Source organism: Cycloclasticus sp. P1, from assembly GCF_000299965.1.
GTDB classification, from domain to species: domain Bacteria; phylum Pseudomonadota; class Gammaproteobacteria; order Methylococcales; family Cycloclasticaceae; genus Cycloclasticus; species Cycloclasticus pugetii.
The window spans coordinates 297,314-314,862 of sequence record NC_018697.1; the positions used below are offsets into that span (position 1 = coordinate 297,314).

15 protein-coding genes are annotated in these 17,549 nt (G+C 43.3%); 9 read left to right on the top strand and 6 right to left on the bottom strand.

Features of this window, described 5'->3' with window-relative positions; genetic code table 11:
* Positions 1 to 7: 7 nt before the first annotated feature.
* A complete protein-coding gene (gene pyrC, locus Q91_RS01465) occupies positions 8 to 1,039 on the bottom strand; it encodes a dihydroorotase (RefSeq protein WP_015005100.1) in 1,032 nt (343 codons plus the stop codon).
* A gap of 151 nt (positions 1,040 to 1,190) precedes the next feature.
* Between pyrC and Q91_RS01470 the strand changes: the two genes are divergently transcribed.
* The 3 genes from Q91_RS01470 to nadA all read left to right on the top strand — a co-directional run bounded on the left by Q91_RS01470 (position 1,191) and on the right by nadA (position 4,395).
* On the top strand, positions 1,191 to 1,427 hold the full coding sequence (locus Q91_RS01470; protein WP_015005101.1) for an FmdB family zinc ribbon protein: 237 nt from the start codon (positions 1,191 to 1,193) through the stop codon (positions 1,425 to 1,427).
* An 82-nt stretch (positions 1,428 to 1,509) separates the two neighbouring features.
* Complete coding sequence (gene aspS / locus Q91_RS01475) at positions 1,510 to 3,297, top strand: aspartate--tRNA ligase (RefSeq protein WP_015005102.1); 1,788 nt, start codon at positions 1,510 to 1,512, stop codon at positions 3,295 to 3,297.
* Between the two features lie 9 nt (positions 3,298 to 3,306).
* Complete coding sequence (nadA, locus tag Q91_RS01480; protein ID WP_015005103.1) at positions 3,307 to 4,395, top strand: quinolinate synthase NadA; 1,089 nt, start codon at positions 3,307 to 3,309, stop codon at positions 4,393 to 4,395.
* A 118-nt stretch (positions 4,396 to 4,513) separates the two neighbouring features.
* Here the strand turns inward: nadA and Q91_RS01485 are convergent, their stop codons facing one another.
* The 4 genes from Q91_RS01485 to Q91_RS01500 all read right to left on the bottom strand — a co-directional run bounded on the left by Q91_RS01485 (position 4,514) and on the right by Q91_RS01500 (position 10,176).
* Positions 4,514 to 5,800, bottom strand: coding sequence for a lipopolysaccharide assembly protein LapB (locus tag Q91_RS01485; protein ID WP_238538346.1), 1,287 nt, complete (start codon positions 5,798 to 5,800; stop codon positions 4,514 to 4,516).
* A gap of 698 nt (positions 5,801 to 6,498) precedes the next feature.
* Positions 6,499 to 6,972 (bottom strand): prepilin-type N-terminal cleavage/methylation domain-containing protein, encoded by a 474-nt coding sequence (locus Q91_RS11825; protein ID WP_015005105.1) that lies wholly within the window; start codon positions 6,970 to 6,972, stop codon positions 6,499 to 6,501.
* A 195-nt stretch (positions 6,973 to 7,167) separates the two neighbouring features.
* Entirely contained in the window at positions 7,168 to 8,538 is a 1,371-nt protein-coding gene (locus Q91_RS01495) for a sigma-54 dependent transcriptional regulator (protein ID WP_015005106.1), read from the bottom strand.
* A gap of 6 nt (positions 8,539 to 8,544) precedes the next feature.
* A complete protein-coding gene (locus Q91_RS01500) occupies positions 8,545 to 10,176 on the bottom strand; it encodes a PAS domain-containing sensor histidine kinase (RefSeq protein ID WP_015005107.1) in 1,632 nt (543 codons plus the stop codon).
* A gap of 95 nt (positions 10,177 to 10,271) precedes the next feature.
* On the opposite strand from Q91_RS01500, the gene sucC reads away from it, so the two are divergent.
* The 3 genes from sucC to Q91_RS01515 all read left to right on the top strand — a co-directional run bounded on the left by sucC (position 10,272) and on the right by Q91_RS01515 (position 14,030).
* A complete protein-coding gene (gene sucC, locus Q91_RS01505; protein WP_015005108.1) occupies positions 10,272 to 11,432 on the top strand; it encodes an ADP-forming succinate--CoA ligase subunit beta in 1,161 nt (386 codons plus the stop codon).
* Between the two features lie 14 nt (positions 11,433 to 11,446).
* Positions 11,447 to 12,319: a succinate--CoA ligase subunit alpha gene (gene sucD / locus Q91_RS01510; RefSeq protein WP_015005109.1), complete on the top strand. Its 873-nt coding sequence runs from the start codon at positions 11,447 to 11,449 to the stop codon at positions 12,317 to 12,319.
* A gap of 88 nt (positions 12,320 to 12,407) precedes the next feature.
* On the top strand, positions 12,408 to 14,030 hold the full coding sequence (locus Q91_RS01515; protein WP_015005110.1) for an NAD+ synthase: 1,623 nt from the start codon (positions 12,408 to 12,410) through the stop codon (positions 14,028 to 14,030).
* Positions 14,031 to 14,054: 24 nt separating this feature from the next.
* Here the strand turns inward: Q91_RS01515 and Q91_RS01520 are convergent, their stop codons facing one another.
* Positions 14,055 to 14,831, bottom strand: coding sequence for an outer membrane protein assembly factor BamD (locus Q91_RS01520; protein WP_015005111.1), 777 nt, complete (start codon positions 14,829 to 14,831; stop codon positions 14,055 to 14,057).
* 116 nt (positions 14,832 to 14,947) lie between these two features.
* Between Q91_RS01520 and rluD the strand changes: the two genes are divergently transcribed.
* From rluD to Q91_RS01535, 3 genes are read left to right on the top strand one after another with little or no spacing between them, the layout of a single operon-like run.
* Complete coding sequence (rluD, locus tag Q91_RS01525) at positions 14,948 to 15,940, top strand: 23S rRNA pseudouridine(1911/1915/1917) synthase RluD (RefSeq protein WP_015005112.1); 993 nt, start codon at positions 14,948 to 14,950, stop codon at positions 15,938 to 15,940.
* A gap of 9 nt (positions 15,941 to 15,949) precedes the next feature.
* On the top strand, positions 15,950 to 16,684 hold the full coding sequence (pgeF, locus tag Q91_RS01530; RefSeq protein WP_015005113.1) for a peptidoglycan editing factor PgeF: 735 nt from the start codon (positions 15,950 to 15,952) through the stop codon (positions 16,682 to 16,684).
* A 10-nt stretch (positions 16,685 to 16,694) separates the two neighbouring features.
* Positions 16,695 to 17,474: a ZIP family metal transporter gene (locus Q91_RS01535; RefSeq protein WP_015005114.1), complete on the top strand. Its 780-nt coding sequence runs from the start codon at positions 16,695 to 16,697 to the stop codon at positions 17,472 to 17,474.
* Positions 17,475 to 17,549 lie beyond the last annotated feature (75 nt).

A 17,549-nucleotide genomic window follows, 5' to 3' on the forward strand; every position in this document is an offset into this window, starting at 1 on the left:
CTAAAGGTTATTTTATTTTCCACTGTAAAGGGGTTTCCTGACGAAAAGGCGTTAACGATTGTGTGCCAAAAGAATAGCTAGGCGGTGCTTGCCAGCTTTCTTTGCTGAGTGTCAACGTCTGTTTGTTTCTTGGTAAGCGATAAAAATCGGGCCCATAAAAACTACTGAACCCCTCCAGCTTATTTAGAGCGCCTTCTTTCTCAAAGGCCTCTGCATAAAGCTCAATAGCGGCATAAGCAGTAAAGCAACCTGCGCAGCCGCACTGGTTTTCTTTGGCCGTTGTTGCGTGGGGGGCGCTGTCGGTGCCTAAAAAGAATTTCGGGTTGCCACTGGTGGCCGCTTTAATCAATGCTTGCCTATGTGTTTCACGTTTTAAGATGGGTAGGCAGTAATTGTGTGGACGGATGCCGCCCGCTAATAAGTCGTTACGGTTGAAAAGGAGGTGTTGTGGTGTCAACGTGGCGGCGGTGTAGTTGTTTTCAAGTACAAAATCAACGGACTGCTGCGTTGTGGCATGTTCTAAAACAATGCGTAGCTCAGGAAATGTCTTTCTGATAGAGGTAAGGTATTTATCGATAAAGGCTTTTTCCCGGTCAAAAATATCAATATCTGTATCGGTGACCTCTGCATGGACCAATAACGGGAGATCATGTTTTTGCATTTCTTCTAACACAGGAAAGAGTGCAGATACATCTGCGACACCGTTAGATGAGTTAGTGGTGGCGCCTGCGGGGTATAGTTTTGCTGCAAAAATATAGTCACTTTGGCTGGCCTGTTTGATGTCTTCGATCGAGGTGTCGTTGGTGAGGTAGATCGTCATCAATGGTTGAAAGCTGCTTTTTTCTGGTAAAGCGTCTAAAATTCGTTGTCGATAAGCACTGGCTCGTTCAGCATTAACAATAGGTTGTGCCAAATTAGGCATCACAATGGCTCGTTGAAATTGCCGGGCACTAAAAGCAACCGTTGTGTTGAGGGCGGGGCCGTCGCGTAAATGTAAATGCCAATCGTCTGGTTTAGTAATGGTCAGTTGAGTCGTCATATTTGTATCAATCGCACGATGAAGCTATAAAAGTGCGTTTATTTTACATACATTGCTTGCTATAGACCTCGTAAATCATTGAAAATACCCAGTTGTGTTTAGTGCAAGCGTATAACAAGAACAACCGATCAGTATTTGGAGTGAAAGAAATATGCCTATATATGAATACCAATGCGATGCATGTAAGCATCGTTGTGAAGCATTGCGTAAAATAAGTGATGCGCCATTAACAAAGTGCCCTGAATGTGGGGAAGATGCATTGAGCAAGCTTATGTCAGCCTCAGGCTTTCGTTTAAAAGGCGACGGCTGGTATGAAACAGACTTTAAAAGTGGAAAAAAGAAGAATTTAGCAGAAGGCTCATCAAAAAAGTCGAGCGAGACTAAATAATTACAGGCCTTTTCTGAAAAAGGTATATCTAGCGTGATAACTGTCAGGCTACTCAAAAAAACATAACGGTAAGGAAATAAAGATGATGCGTAGTCATTATTGTGGTGACATTAACGAAAACCACTTAGGGCAGGAAGTTGAGATTTGTGGTTGGGTACATAGACGGCGCGACCATGGTGGCGTCATTTTTATCGATTTACGTGACCGTGAAGGTATTGTACAAGTGGTGTTTGATCCAGATCGCGCTGATTCTTTTGCCATTGCCGAAAGCGTGCGTGGTGAGTATGTATTAAAACTAAAAGGCCGTGTTCGCCCGCGACCAGAAGGTACTATTAACCCTAAAATGAAAACCGGTAAGGTTGAGTTATTAGGGTTAGAGCTAGAAATTCTTAATCGTTCAGAAACCACGCCAATTCAAGTTGATGGCGATATTGAAGTGAACGAAGAAACGCGTTTACGTTACCGTTATATAGATTTGCGTCGCCCAGAAATGCTAGAAAAAATTCGCTTGCGACGCGATGTAACGCTTAATTTACGTCGCTTTTTAGAAGATGAGGGTTTCTACGAAATTGAAACGCCTTTCTTAACAAAGGCAACGCCGGAAGGCGCGCGTGATTACTTGGTGCCGAGCCGTACGCATGAGAATAGTTTTTTTGCCCTGCCTCAATCGCCACAGTTGTTCAAGCAATTGCTGATGATTGCTGGTATGGATCGCTACTATCAAGTTGTACGTTGCTTTCGTGATGAAGACCTTAGAGCGGATCGACAGCCAGAATTTACCCAGCTAGATATCGAAACTTCTTTTATGGATGAAGGCGAGATAATGGGCTTAATGGAAGGCATGGTTAGGCGTTTATTTAACGAGGTTATCAATGTGAAATTGCCAGAGCAATTTCCGCAGATGACGTACGAAAAAGCTATGGATGTGTATGGCACTGACCGTCCTGACTTGCGTAACCCATTGGTGTTAACTGATGTAGCTGATTTGATGGCAGCGGTTGAATTTAAAGTATTTTCTGGCCCGGCAAATAGTGATGATGGCCGTGTTGCGGCACTTCGTGTGCCAGGTGCGAGTAGCCTGAGTCGTAAGGATATCGATGGTTACACTAAATTTGTTAGCATTTATGGCGCAAAGGGTTTGGCGTATATCAAAGTTAATGATCGTGCGGCTGGTATTGAAGGGCTGCAATCGCCTATTTTAAAATTCCTACCTGATGATGTAGTTGAAAACATCATGGACAGAACTGGCGCACAAACAGGGGACATTGTTTTCTTTGGAGCCGATAAAACTAAGGTTGTTAATGAAGCATTGGGTGCTTTACGTGACAAAATTGGTCAAGATCAAGGTCTATTGGAAGGTGATTGGAAACCTGTTTGGGTGGTTGATTTCCCAATGTTCGACTGGGATGAAAAATCAAGTCGCTGGAATGCTATTCATCACCCATTTACTGCACCTTCTTGTGATGCTGATGAGCTTAAAGCGAATACAGGTAAGGCCTTGTCTAGAGCGTACGATTTAGTGCTTAACGGTACTGAAGTAGGTGGTGGCTCCATCCGTATTCATAAAACCGATATGCAGCAAGTGGTATTTGATTTGCTAGGAATGGACGCAGTGGAATCACAAGAAAAGTTTGGCTTCCTGTTGGATGCCTTAAAGTATGGGTGCCCTCCACATGGCGGTATGGCGTTTGGTTTAGATCGCTTGGTGATGCTGATGTCAGGTGCATCGACTATTCGTGACGTAATGGCGTTCCCTAAAACACAAACAGCTGCATGCCCGTTGACATCTGCACCGGCGACGGTTAGTGATGCTCAGTTAAAGGAGCTTGGTATTCGTTTAAGAAAACCCCCTGTGGTTGAAGAAAAATAAGGATCTGTGATGGCACTTGCTATACAAAATTATTCATTATTGAGCGACGAAGAATGTGATCAACGCATTCAAGCAGCTAAAGAAAAACTGGGTGAGCGATGTGTCATTTTAGGCCACCATTATCAGCGTAATGAGGTGTTTAAACACGCCGATGTAAGTGGTGACTCACTTAAGCTGTCTAAGTATGCAGCAGAGTCTAAAGCAGAATATATTGTGTTTTGTGGCGTACATTTTATGGCGGAGGTGTCAGATATACTGTCACGCCCAGAACAAATAACAGTGTTACCAGATCTAGCAGCTGGCTGCTCTATGGCAGATATGGCAAACCGTGCCAATGTAGAGCGTAGTTGGAAAGAATTAAATACTCTGATCAATGCAGATGAGCAAGTAACGCCCGTTACTTACATTAATTCAGCCGCGGACTTAAAGGCCTTTTGTGGGCAGCATGAGGGCATTGTTTGTACATCATCCAACGCGCAGCAAGTATTAGAGTGGTGTTTCGAAAAGCGTGAAAAAATATTATTTTTCCCCGATGAGCACTTGGGTAGAAATACCGGTTATCGTATGGGGATCCCACTTGAAGAAATGGTTGTCTGGGATTTTAATCAACCAATGGGTGGCTTAACAAAAGAACAAATTGAAAATGCAAAGATGATTCTTTGGAAAGGGTTTTGTTCTGTGCATCAAATGTTTCAAGACAACCAGATTGATGACTTTAAAAAGAAAAACCCGAATGCAATTGTTGTGGCGCACCCAGAAGCTAATTTTGAAGTGTGCGAGAAGGCCGATTATGTTGGCTCAACCGAAGCTATTTTAAAAACGGTTCGTGAAGGTAAAGCGAATACGCAATGGCTGATTGCAACAGAGCTGAACCTAGTCAATCGTCTTAAGGAAGAAGTGAAAGACCAAGGCAAGCAAGTTCATTTTATGTCACCAACCGTTGCGATGTGTTCAACCATGTTTAGAACAGACCCTCAGCACTTAGCATGGGTGTTGGAAAATTTAGCTGAAGGGACTGTGGTTAATCAGATACAAGTCAATGATGATGACAAGCAAATGGCTAAAAAAGCACTAGAGAATATGTTATCGCTTTTTTAGAGGGTCACTATCTTTAGTATTTATGGCCTGCGAGAGTAGGTTGCCTACTGAAGCATAAACCTAGCATAGTTTGCTAGCTATTAAAAAGAAGCGTCAGTCTTGTGAGGTGGACGAAAAATCAAGTTGGCTGTTTTCTTGATTTTGCTTTCTTTATCTTATTGAGTATATCCTTAATTTGTTTTAACTCAGTATCTCTGCGAAGGTGAGTTTTTTCGTTAGCAATGTCAATCCAGCCAATAACTTGCTCCGCATGTTCGAGTTGGTTTAGGCGAATTAAAATATCTGCCATTTCAAATAAAGGGTGTAGAAAGTTAGGGCTAATATCGTAGGCTTGCTGAAAGGTGTTGAGAGCGCCTAATATATCTCCGCTAGCACGTTGGGCCTTACCTTTCATATAATAGTAAACAGCGTGCGTGGGTGCTTTTTTTATCACGACGTTTATCCATTCGAGATAATTTTTACGCAAAGGTGCGCAAACCTCCTTTTTTAAACATCCAGCTATTTGGTCTAAGGCTAATTGTGTGGACGGGGTGAGCCTGTTGTGTTCAAGCCGTCTTAATGTTTCAACTTGTAAGGCGCTTGGTATTTTCTGATCGTGAATGGCTAAAATATTTTGATAATGCAGTGCGTAAGCGGTCTCATTAGGCTCGAGAGTCATTGCTTTTTTTATGGCTTCAGTGGCAATTACTATGTCGCCAGCCTGGTGCGCCGCATTACTGAGCAAAGCCTGGATAGCAGGTGAGTTTGGATGATGTTCTGCTTCATAATACGCCAATGACTGATAATTTCCCCATTGTTTTGAACGAAGCCAGGTGGTGCTGCCTAAGATAAGGGCAACAAAAACAATGCTTGTAATAACTTTCTTGGTTTCTAGTTTGGCCAAAGGAATGAGGGAAAAAACAGCAATGATGATGCCTATAGACGGTAAATTGTTGCGGTGTTCATGAGCGATTTCTAAAGGAAAAAATGTGGACTCTAATAAATGCCCAATGAAAAACCATCCAATGCCTAAGGCAAATAGTGGGTTCTTTTTTCGATAATAAAAAGCTGTGGCCAGTAAGCCAAGGATAAAAATGATAGATGTGATGGTTGTCCACGGAGTGAATAACGAGGTTGACAATGCAATGTCATCATGAAATAAACCAAAGCCATTAATGCGAGGAATGAGTATCAGTGAAAGATAAAAACACAGAACACGTGACTCAGTTAAAACGCGCTCTAACATAGTAAAAGGGCGGTTGTTAAAGCCACCAGAAGCATAATCAATAGCCCACCAAATAGTGGCGATAAATAAGCTGCCAATAACGACTAAACCCAAATTTTGTTGTTGTTTCGTTAGTCGACTAATAACCGACCAAGGTTTCTCTTTTAAGTAGAGAAGCAGTTCAATGAATATAATTATCAAGGGGGTTAAAACAGCATTCTCTTTGCTAAATAGTGCGAGAAGCAAGCTCGTCAAGCTAGCAAAAAATAAGCATCCTACGCGCCAAGTATAGCCTTGAGATAACCAACGGTTACGAGCACAAAGGTAGAGAATAATACAGCCTAGACTAAATAAGGTGCTCAGTGATGTCATGCGTTGTACGACATAGAGCACGCTGGTTAAGTTTATGGGGTGCAGCGCCCATAATAGGCTGACGCCACTGGCAAACAAAAAGGCTATGTTTGTGTTAGGTGCGGTGTGCTGTGTGATGTTGATTCGCTTAAATAGCTGAAAGCACAGAAGATAAACCAATAGTGCATTAAGGCAGTGGATGATGATATTAGTTAGCTTAAATATGGATGCAACGTACCCGCCGGCAAAATAATAATTAAGAGCAAAACTTAGAACGGCAACTGGTCGTTTTAGCGGGCCAGCAGAGCCTGATAAACTACTGTTATATAGACTATAAAAGGATAGATTGTCTATCCTAAGCAAAGAGTTGGAAATGATATTTGAGGTGTCGTCAAATATAAAGGGGCCATTTAAGCCATTTTTATAGATAAAAAATAACAGGCAAAAAAGCGTAAAAATAAAAAGTATGTTTAGTTTTTGTTGTTTTGGCATGCAAATATAAAAAAGGCGGCATAAGCGCCGCCTTTATTAGCTTTTAAATTTAGACGTTAATCTCGTGGCAAGTACTTGGACGCAATCTCTGTACCAGAAGTACAACCAGCTTCAACACTCCACTCTATGTTACGCCCTGATTCAGGGTGTGAGGGAACGTATTGGAAGCACTTCCCGCCAGCATCACCTAGTTTGGGCATTGTCTTTAGTGTTACATCAAGAACTGGGCCTGTTCCTACAGAGATATCCGAGACATATTGTGCGGAAACAGAAGAGAGCCCCAATGTGTCTCCACCTAAACCGGTTCCGGTGTCTGATAAAGTTCCATTTTCACTCCAATAGATTTCAATGGCGGTTTTAAATGCGCCAGAAAGAGACGCACCTTCACCTACGCGAGCCTTAATAGTGTAGTCTTGGTAAGCAGGGATAGCCAATGCAGCTAAAATACCGATAATGGCAACCACGATCATGAGCTCGATCAGGGTGAAGCCCTTTTGAGCGTTATGTTTTATTGTTTGTAGATTTTTCATGTTGATATCCTTATTAATATGTCATAAATTTATATTGCAAAAAGTATAAAGCATTTTGTGTGCCACTTATCTATATTTAATGAATGATGCTAATAACCTACTGATTTTGTTTGTTTAAAATAGTTTATTAATTTTTCGTCTAGATCTTTCTAAAGTGTTTTATGTCATAAAGTGACGCTGAGGGTCAATTAGTGCTTAAGTGTCTAAACCTAGTTTTTTTAGTCGGTATCGTAAGGCACGAAAGGTAATACCTAGGTCTTTTGCTGCGGCTGTTTTGTTCCAGCGTGTTTTTTCTAATGCATTGACGATGGCTTCTTTTTCCAGTGTGCCAAGGTAATCTTCCAGTGGTGCGTCTGATGATTCGCCACTTGCATTGGGCGATGACGCTGGGGTAGTGATTGAGTTAGGTATGTTATGCGGGGTTTCGGGCAGCTGTAAATCTGCCTGGTGAATAAGCCCATTTTCACATAGGGTAAATGCACGTTCGAGTATGTTTTCTAGTTCGCGTACATTGCCAGGGAAGGGGTACTTTGTTAGGGCTTTTAGCGCATTTTCACTAAGGCTTATAGTAGTATTTCCATGTTCGGTATTTAATTTTTGTAAAATATGGGTGGCGAGCTGCTGGATGTCTTCCTTGCGTTCGCGCAGAGCTGGCAAAGGGAGTTCGATGACATTAATCCGGTAATATAAATCCTGTCGAAAGCTCCCTTTTTCAACGAGTTCGCTTAAGTTTTTATGGGTGGCACACAAAATTCTGGTGTCGATCACGGTTTCAGTATCACTGCCGATGGGACGGATGGACTTTTCTTGTATGGCCCGTAATAATTTAACTTGCATGTGTAGAGGGAGGTCGGCGATCTCATCTAAAAATAAAGTGCCACCATGAGCAAGTTGGAATAGCCCCTTTTTATCAGCGATAGCGCCGGTAAAACTGCCTTTTTTATGGCCAAAAAACTCACTTTCCATCAGTTCATGGGGGATGGCGCCGCAGTTAATGGGGACAAAAGCTTGATTAGCCCGAGGGCCTTTTTCATGAATTAGCTTGGCAACTAATTCTTTACCGGTGCCTGATTCACCACTGATATAGATGGGTGCTTGGCTGCGAGCAAGCTTTGCAATTTTGGCGCGTACGTTAGCCATCATCACAGAGTCTCCCAATAATTGGTCGCGACTTCGTCGATCAACAGGTTCAACAGTATCGTTAATTTTTATGGCGGAGCTAACAAGGTTTTTTAAGCTTTTTAAGTCAACCGGTTTGGAAACAAAATCAAAGGCACCTAGCTTGAGGGCTTTGATAGCAACTTCCATACTGCCAAAAGCGGTAATAACAGCGGTGGGTGTGCTGGGGTAGTGTGTTTGTACGTGCTTAACCAGCTCTAAGCCGTTACCGTCTGGTAATTGCAGGTCGGTTAGGCAAATATCAAAAGAGTGGGTCTTTAACAGCAGCTTAGCTTCGCTAAGGTCGTGTGCTGGTTTGCTGGCGATGCCCATGCGTGACAGGGTAATTTCCAGCAACTCTAAAATGTCCGGTTCATCGTCGACAATAAGGGCGAGTGTTTGCGGCATTATCTGTTAAGAATGTTTAAATAAAAGGGTGAAGCAACTACCACCATTGGGGTTGGCTTGGTAACTTAATTTAGCATGGTTAAGTTCGGCTAGTTGACTGGAGATGTAAAGCCCAAGCCCTGTTCCTGAAGGGGATGTTGTGAAAAAGGGCTCAAAAATTTGTTCTGCTGTGGTTTCGTCCATGCCTTTACCTGCATCAGTGATTGAGATGTAAACCTGTTGATTGATAGGACTTATGCCTATCTGCATATAAATTATTTGTTGTTTGTCGACAAGTTGGCCATATTTTAGAGCGTTGCTACAAAGGTTGTCGATAATTTGTTTTAAATGGTTATTGTCAAATTGAATGGTTTTAACGTTCTGGGCAATGTTGATTTGTATAGGGGAGGTTTGCAAACCGAACTGTTCCATAAACTCTTTATCAAAATCGGCAATCCACTTGTCGAGTTTGATAGTTTCAATGTGGCTATCTTCTTGTCGTGAAAGTTGGAGTATGCTTTTTACAATACTGTTCACCCTATTGGTATGGTTATGGATAATATCGAGTAGTCGTAGGTCTTCTTTTTTAATAGAGGTGGATTCGGATAATAACTCGCCGGCATGGCTAATAGCGCCGAGAGGGTTTCTAATTTCGTGTGCAATGCTCGCGGTGAGTCGACCCAGCGAAGCGAGTTTTTCTTGTTGCACCTGTAGCTCAATGGTTGAAAGGTCATCCAAAAAAATGATGTAGGCGTTGTCAGCAAGGTTGTGTAATTGGCTGAAGCGCAGCTTAGTTCGAGGTGAGTGGGCGCTTGCGGCAATATCGGCACTGCTTTGGTTAGGGTCTCTTAACCAGCGAGTAAATAATTGCCAACACTCAGGCGATATGTCTGACAAGGCTGCGCCAATACTAATGGGGTGCTCAATGAGAGTCTTGGCAGCATCATTAGCAAGGCGTACTTTATTGTGGTGGTCAACAACGATGATGCCAGATTGAAGGTGTTTAATAATGTAATCATTTAAATGAATAAGTTCATCAATTTCTCGGCTTTGTAACTGGGCTATTTGCTCTGATTTTTCAACGCGCTTTGCAAGTACTAACGCAAGGATTGAAATAGTGAAAAAAGAGGCGCTTAGCACGCCGCCATAGGTATAAGCGGTTTTTGCAAAAATACCGGTGAGGTCAGCATACAATTGCTCGCCAAGCACAGCGAAAGTGGCCATCGCAGCAAAAACTAAGGTGCATTGCCCGCCAGCCAATAAACCGCCAGCGGCAACGCTGACGGCGAGCAGAACCCCTAAGCCACTAGTAATGCCGCCACTAGCATGCATCAGAAAGGTTAAGAAGATAATGTCGGCAATAATTTTAAACTGTACCTGTCGCGTGTATGCAATATACGGTTTGCGAATAAAGACAGTGCTAAATAGGGTGAGTGCAAAATAAGTCAGGCTAACTGCTTGAAAGAGCCCCGGGTTGCTTTGGCCAAAAATCGAAGGCCCAGTGTGACTGGCAAATAAAGTAAAAAATGCACTAGACAATACTAATTGGTAGGCATGGAACACTTTAAGCGTTCGCCAGGCTTGTTCAGCAGGCAGGTAAAAACCGCTCCCAAATGGACATGTTTTGACGAATTCGCTTTGTTTCGGTGCAGAATGCATGGCGTAAATTTAAGTGTCTGGCTGAATTAAATTGTGAAATCTATTAGAATGGACTGGTTAAGTGACTAACAAAAATTAATCATAGAGGAATTTGAATGAATTTACATGAATACCAAGCAAAACAGGTGTTTGCTGAGTTTGGTGTACCCGTACCAGTTGGTAAGCCAGCACGTTCAGTTAAAGAAGCTGTCAATGTTGCAAAAGAGTTAGGCGGTGAGTGTTGGGTAGTTAAAGCCCAAGTTCACGCAGGTGGTCGTGGTAAAGCGGGTGGCGTTAAATTGTGTAAAGGGATAGACGAGGTAGAAGCGTTTAGCAAAAAGCTATTGGGCTCTCGCTTGGTGACGCCACAAACCGATGAAGAAGGTTTGCCTATCGAAATGCTTATTGTCGAGGAAGTTAAGCCTATCGATCGCGAGCTTTATATTAGCGCTGTGGTTGATCGTGGCACTAAACGAATTATGTTTATGGCGTCTGAAGCAGGCGGTATGGATATTGAAGAAGTGGCGGAAGAAACACCAGAGAAGATTTTATTAGCCGCCGTTGATCCTGTTGCTGGCTTACAGCCGTATCAAGCGCGCGATATAGCTTTTAAAATGGGGCTTAAAGGTAAACAAGTTGGGCAGCTGTTTAAAGTCATGTCTGGCATTTTAGCCGTTTTTTGGGCAAAAGATGCGAGCCAAGTTGAAATCAACCCACTGATTGTTAATGGTGATGGTGACTTAGTCGCACTAGATGCAAAAGTTAATTTAGATGATAACGCCGCTTATCGTAACGCCGATATGGTTGCCATGCGTGATCCGTCGCAAGAAGATGAAAAAGAGCATGCAGCACAACAACATGAGTTGAACTATATTACGTTGAACGGCAGCATTGGTTGTATGGTGAATGGTGCAGGTTTAGCGATGGCGACTATGGACTTAGTTAAATTGGAAGGTGGTTTCCCCGCTAACTTCTTAGATGTAGGTGGTGGCGCAACAGCTGAACGTGTGGCTGAAGCGTTTAAACTTATTTTGTCTGATGACAAAGTAAAAGTAGTGTTAGTGAATATTTTTGGCGGCATCGTTCGTTGTAACTTAATTGCTGAAGGTATTATTGAAGCGGTTAAAGAGGTAGGTGTTAGCGTACCGGTAGTGGTTCGTTTAGAAGGCACTAATGCCGATCAAGGGCGTCAGCTATTGAAAGATTCTGGTTTAGATATTATTGCCGCTGATGATTTAACCTTGGCTGCTAAAGCCGCTGTTAAAGCAGCATCTTAATTTAGGGGTATACGATGAGTATTTTAATTAATAAAGACACAAAAGTAATTTGCCAAGGTTTTACAGGTAAACAGGGGACATTCCACTCCGAGCAAGCAATTGCCTATGGAACAAAAGTTGTCGGTGGGGTTACGCCGGGTCGTGGTGGCGAAAAACATTTAGATTTACCTGTTTTTAACACCGTTGCTGATGCGGTTAAGGAAACCGGTGCAACTGCAACCATGATTTACGTGCCACCTCCGTTCGCTGCGGATGCTATTTTAGAAGCTGCAGCTGCAGGTATTGAAGTGATCGTGTGTATCACGGAAGGTATTCCTGTATTGGATATGTTGAAAGTGAAGGCATCGCTTGAGCAATATGAAAACGTAGTGCTAATTGGCCCTAACTGCCCAGGTGTTATTACTCCAGGTGAGTGTAAGATTGGCATTATGCCTGGCTTTATTCATCAAGCCGGTAGTATCGGTGTGGTGTCACGTTCAGGTACGCTTACTTATGAAGCCGTTCATCAAACAACCTCTGCTGGCTTAGGTCAAAGTACTTGTGTAGGTATTGGTGGTGACCCGATTCATGGGATGAACTTTATTGACGTTATTTCACGTTTCGAAGCCGATGAGAATACCAAGGGTATTATCATGGTGGGTGAAATTGGCGGAACGGCGGAAGAAGAAGCTGCAGAATACATCAAAAACAATGTAACGAAACCAGTTGTTGGTTATATTGCTGGTGTTACAGCGCCTCCGGGTAAACGCATGGGCCATGCTGGTGCGATTGTTTCTGGTGGTCAAGGTACCGCTGAAGCGAAGTTTGCGGCTTTAGAAGAAGCGGGTGTTCACATTGTGAAATCACCCACTGAGATGGGCGCAAAAATGAAGGAAATTTTAGGCTAACTGAGCGTTAAAATTTAAAGTAGTGCAAAAAGGGCTGTAAACTATACAGCCCTTTTTTATGCTAGTAAGAAACTAGGAATAAGCTGTTATGAAATTAGCCTTAGTACAATTTAACCCTATTGTTGGCGATTTAGTGGGCAATGCCAATCGTATCCTTGAATTTTGCCAGCAAGCGGTGAGCGAGCAGGCCCTTGCAATCGTTTTTCCTGAGTTAGCGATAACCGGTTATCCACCAGAAGACTTGCTGCTTCGAAATGACTTTCTTAACGGTGTTGAAAAACAGCTTGAACGGATATCGTCAGAGTGTCCTTTATTAACCATTGTTATTGGCTACCCAGAAAAAGGCGAAGGCGTATTATTTAACAGTGTTGCTGTTTTGCAAGCCGGTGAGTTAGTGGCCAATTACCGAAAGCAGCAATTGCCGAATTATGGTGTGTTTGACGAAAAACGTTATTTTCAGGCAGGGGCACAAGCATGTACATTTAAGTTAGGCTCAGAGGTAATTGGGCTTAGTGTGTGCGAGGACATCTGGTCATCAAGCGTCTGTGATCAGTTACGCCAGTCTGATGCAACGCTTATTCTTAATTTGAATGCGTCGCCTTTTGAGATTAATAAAGCTGAAAAACGTGAACGTACAGTATGTTCACGAGTGAAGGAAACCGGTTTGCCTATTATTTATCTGAACCAAGTGGGTGGGCAGGATGAGTTGGTGTTTGACGGTTCGTCTTTTGTAATGAATGCAGCAGGCAAGGTTGTGCAGCGCTCAGCAGCTTTTGTTGAGTCAATAAACTATATTGATTTGGACTCATTACGCAACTCAACTTTGGAGGCGAAGCAAGATGCGCAATTGCCTGAACTGGAATCCATTTATCAAGCGCTGGTTTTGGGTGTGCGTGATTACGTAACAAAAAATGGCTTTAAAGGAGCGGTATTGGGTCTGTCTGGCGGTATAGATTCTGCTTTAGTATTGGCTGTTGCGGCTGATGCATTAGGTGGTGATAGTGTCGAAGTGGTCCTCATGCCATCAAAATATACGGCCGATATGAGCAATGAAGATGCGATTAAACAAGCAGAAGCCTTGGGCGTTAAGCATCAAACTATTTCTATTGAACCTGCGGTCAACGCTTTTTCAGCAATGTTAGAACCTGCGTTTGAAGGCCTAAATGCTGACGTGACTGAAGAAAATATTCAGGCACGTAGCCGTGGTGTCGTGTTAATGGCGATTTCAAACAAGAAGCGAAAAATTCTGCTTACAACAGGCAATAAAAGCGAGATGAGTGTTGGTTATGCAACGCTTTACGGTGATATGGCCGGTGGTTTTGCGCCGATAAAGGATGTGCCCAAAATGATGGTATATGCCTTGGCTAAATATCGAAATGAACAATCGCCAGTAATTCCTGACAGAGTGATTGAGCGGCCACCCTCAGCTGAGTTGGCGCCGGATCAAAAAGATGAAGATAGCCTGCCACCTTACCCCGTGTTGGATGATATTCTTGAACGTTATGTTGAACGTGACCAGTCGAGGCGAGAGATATTGGATGCAGGTTATGAACCAGCAATTGTTGATAGAGTACTTCGGCTGGTAGAGCAAAACGAATATAAGCGGCGCCAAGCGCCGCCGGGCGTTAAAATCACCTCACGTGCATTTGGTCGCGAGCGCCGATTCCCAATGACCTCGGGCTTTAATAAGGTGCTTTTTTCTGACGATTAACGCACCTTCGGTTCAGTAGCCAGTTTATTTGTCTAACTCTAAAAACTCCCAGATTTTTTCAGAGGTTGTTTTTTCGTGCGCGTACTTAGGGTTTTCTAAAGGTGGAGTGCCGTTTGGATAGTTCAGGTCGTAAACACGTTGGGCATCAGCGGCTAGGTCGTTCATATTAATGTGCTGGTAGGCGTCGACCATTAATAATAAAGCACGAGGTACGGCTGTGGTGTTTTGGTATTGTTCAATGATATTTTTAGCGCGATTAATGGCGGCAACATAGGCTTTGCGCTTCATATAATAATTGGCGACATTTAATTCATGTAACGCTAGGTTTGATTTAAGTGCAATGATACGTTGCTTTGAATCTGCAACATACTGGCTATTGGGGAAGCGCCTAATCAATGTTGCAAAATCATCTAGCGACTCAATGGCTGCGCCAGGGTCACGTTGAGATTTATCAGTGGGTAAGTAGCGCTCTAGAAAACCGATACCTCGATTAAAATTAATTAGGCCTTTAAGGTAGTACAGGTAATCCACGTTTTTATGGCGAGGGTGAATGCGAATGAAACGGTTAGCTGTTGCAATCGCCGACTCTGGTTCGTCATTTTTGTAATAAGCGAAGGCTAAGTCAATTTGTGCTTGTTGGGCATATTGGCCAAAGGGGTAGCGAGACTCAAGCCCTTCATATAGCTCAATGGCGTTAATGTAGTTTTCATCATCCAAAGATTTTTTGGCTTCGTCATAAAAGTCCGCTGCGGACCAATTGGCCGTCTTATCGGGAGTATCTATAGGGGTAACAAGATCCATAGTGGAGCATGCGGACAAGGAGGCCAGCATAAGAATAAGGAAAGCTTTTTTAATCGATGGACGATTCATTAGAGTCATGAGTGAAATAACAAGTTATAAGGAGCTAAACGGTTATAATGCCGGAGCACATCAATTATTACAATCCTATTGGCTTGAAAACTGAACAACAAATAGAATTAATCGTCCCACCTGAAATGGCAGGGCTTCGGCTCGATCAGGCATTAGCTGAGTTATGCCCAGAGTATTCTCGCAGTCGCTTGAAAAGCTGGGTGAACAGCGGCAATATACTGATCGATAATAAAACACTGCGCCCTCGAGACAAGGTTAATGGTGGGGAGGCGGTTATTATTACGCCCATTGCCGATACGTCATTAAATATCAAAGCGGAACCGATCGCGCTTAATATTGTTTATGAGGATGAATCAATGCTGGTGGTAAATAAACCGGCCGGTTTAGTCGTGCATCCTGCAGCGGGTAATTGGGATGGCACATTACAAAATGCTCTATTACATCATGACCCTGCGCTAGAGGGCTTGCCACGAGCGGGCTTGGTGCATCGAATTGATAAAGAAACCAGCGGGTTGCTAATGGTAGCGCGCACCTTAACAGCACATAAGCTATTGGTCGACCAGTTGCAGGCACGTGCTTTTGAGCGTGAATACTTAACGGTGGTGAGAGGCTATATGACGGCCGGTGGCACAGTGGACGCACCTTTAGCGCGACACCCGACTGATCGTAAAAAGTATGCGGTTAGAGAGGGGGGCAAAGAGGCCATCACTCACTATCGAGTTGCGCAACGTTTTGCAAAACATACCTTATTAAAAGTGAACCTTGAAACAGGACGTACTCACCAAATTCGAGTTCATATGAGTCATATAAACCACGCTATCGTTGGTGACCAAGTATATGGTGGACGTTTTAAACCCTTGGCTAATGCAAGTGAACTATTGAGTGATACTTTACGTGGGTTTAAGCGCCAAGCATTACATGCTGCCAGGTTAGGGGTGGTTCATCCGGTCACTGGTGAGCCGATTTCTTGGGAATGCGAGATGCCTGCGGATATGGCCCATTTGGTTGAAGTATTGGCGAAAGAAACCCCGGTTAAATAGGCAGTACACATGCGCTTTATTGAACCGAGTTGGCCCGCGCCAAAAAATGTCAGAGCGTTAACAACGTGTCGTTCTGGCGGCGTTAGCCAAACACCTTATTCAACATTTAATCTAGCCACTCATGTGGGTGATGATGCGCAAGCGGTGATTGATAATCGAGCCTTGTTAAGTGACGAGCTTAACTTGCAAGCTAAGCCTGTCTGGTTATCACAAGTGCATGGCACAACTATCGTCGAGTTGGATCAACTCCAAAAGGGACCTTGTATAGAAGCAGATGGTTCAATTTGTAGGAGTGATGCGTTTGTTTGCACGGTGATGACAGCGGATTGCCTGCCAGTCTTATTGTGTACGGAAGACGGCTCAGCCGTTGCAGCAGTACATGCTGGGTGGCGAGGCTTATTGGCCGGCATCATAGAGCAGGCAGTTGCGCAACTTGCACCAGCAGAAAAAATAATGGCTTGGTTAGGTCCAGCCATTGGGCCGGCTTGTTTTGAAGTGGGTAGCGAGGTTAAAAACGCTTTCGTTAACAAAAGCTTGGTGATGCAGCAGGGGTTTAGGCAGCTGAATGCTGATCATCATCTTGCTGACTTATATGCTTTGGCAAGAATGAGCTTATTGCAATGTGGTGTAAAAAGAATTTATGGTGGTGAATATTGTACGTATAATCAGCCCGATAAATTTTTTTCATACCGGCGTGAGCCGACAACGGGCCGAATGGCTTCGTTAATTTGGCTTCAATATTAACTTATTACCCATGACTGTATTTACTTGGATTATTTTGTTTACCATTCTTGGCGGAATGCTAAGTGTGTTAGGTGCGTCGCTGGTTCTTTTTTTACCTAAAAAGATAATCACTAGAATGTTGCCATTTAGTGTGAGTTTTGCAACGGGTGCATTGTTGAGTGTTTCTTTTGTCGGCTTAATTCCACACGCCTTAGAAGAAGTGGGGCATGAAAATTTTCACACCCTATCGATTACCATTTTGGGCGGCCTGATGTTTTTTTTCGCGTTGGAAAAAATGGTGTTGTGGCGGCATTGTCACCATGATGATTGTGAAACGCACGTGGATGTTCATGCGCACGGTCATCAGTCAGCCGGCAGTTTGATTCTTGTAGGTGATAGTGTTCACAATTTTGTTGATGGGGTGTTGATTGCAGCGGCCTTTTTGACAGATATTCATTTAGGTGTTGTGACGGCATTAGCGGTAACGACTCATGAGATTCCACAAGAAATAGGGGACTTTGCGATTTTGCTACAAAGTGGCTTTACCCGTAAAAAAGCTATTTTGTACAATGTTATTTCTAGCTTCGCAACGCTAATAGGTGGCTTGCTGGCCTATTTCTGGCTAGCAGATTTTGAACACCTTTTACCATATGTTTTAGCGTTTGCTGCGGCTAGCTTTATCTATATCGCAGTGGCAGATTTGATTCCAACGCTGCATAAACGAATTAACCTAGCAGCAGGCGTAGAGCAAATTTTACTGATGCTGTTTGGTATTGGTTTAATTGGTTGGTTACACAGCTTTATTCACTAAAGCTAAGGCTGGCACTATTGGGCTAGCTTGAAAACACTCATTTCATCCCCCATTAATTAGTTATCAAATTAAATT